Consider the following 3,091-nt stretch of genomic DNA (forward strand, 5'->3'; position numbering starts at 1 on the left):
ATCAGAGCCTGAACCACCATGGAATACGAAATCTAAATGTTTAGCTGGCAAGTTAAATTTCTCAGAAACATATTTCTGTGAGTTATCCAAAATTACTGGTGTCAAACGTACGTTACCTGGCTTATAAACACCGTGAACGTTACCGAAAGATGCTGCAATTGTAATGCGTGGGCTGATTGCTACTAATTTTTCATAAGCATATGCAACATCTTCAGGTTGAGTATATAGCAATGAGTTATCGATGTCTGTGTTATCCACGCCATCTTCTTCACCACCAGTACAACCCAATTCAATTTCCAACGTCATACCCATTTTAGCCATACGCTCTAAGTATTTTGCTGAAATTTCGATATTTTCTTCCAAAGTTTCTTCAGATAAATCGATCATGTGGGATGAGAATAATGGCTTACCTGTTTCTTTAAAAAACTGCTCACCAGCATCTAACAAACCATCGATCCATGGCAATAATTTTTTCGCTGCATGGTCTGTATGCAAGATTACAGGAACACCATAAGATTCAGCAACAGCGTGAACATACTTAGCACCTGCAACTGCTCCCTTAATTGCTGCTTCATGACCTTCTAATTTTAAACCTTTACCAATGAAAAACTGTGCACCACCATTTGAAAACTGAATAATTACTGGTGATTTTGCTTTTGCAGCTGCTTCTAAAACACCATTCACTGACTCTGTGTTCACAACATTCACTGCTGGTAATGCAAAACCTTCTGCTTTCGCGATTTCAAATACTTTCTGTACATCATCACCAAATAAAACACCTGGTTTCACTGCGTCTAAAATTTTAGCCATTGCTGGGTCTCCTAAATTACAGATAATTTCTCGCCGTATTCTACCACAAGGAACAATATTTTTTTCTTTCTAAAATGATATTCTTAGTCATGATTCTAGAGTGTGCTATTTTCCCCAATTTGCCTATAATCATTTTATTCATTCAACATTGATTATCACAATAATATAAGGCACAGCATCATGAGTGATTATTTAACTAGCCCTCAAAAAATTCATTCAAGCATCATTAATGCACTCAAAACAATTGCAATTTTAACTATTCCTGCCGCTGGGCTATTCCTATTTAATACTGCAATTTATACATATAAAATTGCTTATTTTAATACATTTCATTTACCATTCATTCCATTAGAATCGTCGTTATGGCTGGATGTTGTGCAAAATAAAACTTTAGTAATTCTGCTTATAACATTATTGTTCTTTGCGATTGGCTTTATCGTCGGCGGTATATTCATGTTTCGCCATAGCATTGAAAAAATCTCTGCCCAAGAATTTTCATGGCCTGTATTCATTGCAACATTTACATTATTAAGCCCCTTTATTTTTAGCCTGCCCGGACTTACCGTTAGCACTCAAGCACTGATCATATTATTATATGCTTTCTTTATACCTTTCGTATTTACTAAACATTTTCACAATGGATTACATTATTTCAGCAAAATTCTGCCTCGCAAATTCTTTTTAGCAAAGAAAGAAAAAGCAGTATTGCACGATATTTCTTTCATAATCTTAGGTATTACTTATCTATTCATAATATTTATATTATTCATTTTATTAATGGAATTTGTAGCTGGTAAACTTGGTGAATACCATGCCAAAGAAAAAGAAAAAATTATGCTTTCAGGTGCATATCTCACAATGCCTGAACATATCCGCATTGGCACTGATTCTATTTATTTAGAAGGCTGTGATTATAAAAAATGCGTCGGCTATCAGCCCATTCAAAAAGGTGAAGATACAATCATCCAACCGCGCTTTTTCACTGTACAAGAAATTAATTTTCTTAATCCTGAAATCTTGCAACAATAAAACTATATCTTTTTATCTAATCCGAACATATACTTAAATAACATTCAATATTCATTTGAAGGAGACATTATGATGAGAAGATCTTTTTATACATCTCTTCTAATTGGAGGTATTCTTACGATGACGACATTTGCTCACGCCAATACTTCCCTTCATGAAGCTGTTCGTAATAATGATATTCAAAGTGTTCAAATTTTATCATCACAGAATCATTTGGAAAGCCGCGATGCGCGAAATAATACACCATTAATGCTAGCAACACAGCGAAATAATATCGCGATAGCAACAATCCTGATTAAAGCAGGCGCCGATGTTAATGCTAAAAATGATATGCAAGATACCCCCTACCTTCTAGCAGGTGCTCAAGGTTACAACGAAATTCTAACCTTAACATTAACACATGGCGCAAACCTTAAAGATACTAACCGTTATGGTGGCACAGCACTCATTCCAGCAGCAGAAAAAGGGCATCCTCAAACCGTAAAAATATTATTAGAAGCAGGTGCCGACCCTAATCATATTAATAACCTTGGTTGGACAGCTTTAATGGAAGCTGTACTTCTTGGCAATGGCTCTCAAACTTACCAAGATATCGTTAAAATTTTACTTGAAGCTGGTGCAGATCCTAATATTCCCGATAATAAAGGGATCACCGCATTACAATATGCAAAACAAAAGAGTTTTCATGAAATTGTAAATTTACTCAATCAATATGGAGGGCAATAATGCATCATCATTACTTAAAATTATCCATTGAGCTCGCTGCTGAAAATGTCAAAGCAGGCGGACAACCTTTTGGCTCTGTGATCGTCAAAGAAGGAAAAATTATTGCAACGGGCGTTAACCATATTGCACGAGATAATGATCCTACCGCACATGCTGAATTAGTTGCTATCCGAGCAGCAGGACAAGCACTTAACAATCCTGATTTATCAGGTTGCGTTGTTTATGCTAGCGGTGAACCTTGCCCTATGTGTCAAGCAGCTATGTTTATGGCTGGTATTCATGAGGTTTATTATGCTTATTCTAGTGAAGATGGCGCACCATTTGGCTTTTCAACAGAATACGCATCAACCGAACTACAAAAAACACCACAAAACCGCACAAATCTGACATATGTCTATATGCCAGAAACCCAACAATCACCTAATATTTTTGATCTTTGGGTAAAACATGCACAAGGTTAAGGTTTTAATTCCTCAATCAACTTCAAAATACTGTTAATTCTCACTTCTTCATTTTCCATGGGCAA

General features: G+C 35.9%; 4 protein-coding genes. 3 read left to right on the forward strand and 1 reads right to left on the reverse strand.

Annotated elements, in window-relative coordinates:
• Nucleotides 1-810: class II fructose-bisphosphate aldolase (fbaA, locus tag BZK14_RS10815; protein WP_077926502.1), on the reverse strand; the 810-nt coding region annotated here is incomplete at its 3' end.
• 180 nt (nucleotides 811-990) lie between these two features.
• Between fbaA and BZK14_RS10820 the strand changes: the two genes are divergently transcribed.
• From BZK14_RS10820 to BZK14_RS10830, 3 genes are all read left to right on the forward strand, one after another.
• Nucleotides 991-1,839 carry a hypothetical protein gene (locus BZK14_RS10820; protein ID WP_077926500.1) on the forward strand — a complete coding sequence of 283 codons (849 nt, stop codon included), beginning with the start codon at nucleotides 991-993 and terminating at the stop codon, nucleotides 1,837-1,839.
• A gap of 72 nt (nucleotides 1,840-1,911) precedes the next feature.
• Nucleotides 1,912-2,565: an ankyrin repeat domain-containing protein gene (locus BZK14_RS10825; protein WP_077926503.1), complete on the forward strand. Its 654-nt coding sequence runs from the start codon at nucleotides 1,912-1,914 to the stop codon at nucleotides 2,563-2,565.
• Nucleotides 2,565-3,026 carry a nucleoside deaminase gene (locus tag BZK14_RS10830; RefSeq protein WP_077926501.1) on the forward strand — a complete coding sequence of 154 codons (462 nt, stop codon included), beginning with the start codon at nucleotides 2,565-2,567 and terminating at the stop codon, nucleotides 3,024-3,026. The genes BZK14_RS10825 and BZK14_RS10830 overlap by 1 nt, the downstream gene beginning before the upstream one ends.
• Nucleotides 3,027-3,091: the final 65 nt, after the last annotated feature.

It is taken from the genome of Wohlfahrtiimonas larvae (assembly GCF_002006755.1).
In the GTDB taxonomy this organism is placed as follows: Bacteria; Pseudomonadota; Gammaproteobacteria; order Cardiobacteriales; family Wohlfahrtiimonadaceae; genus Wohlfahrtiimonas; species Wohlfahrtiimonas larvae.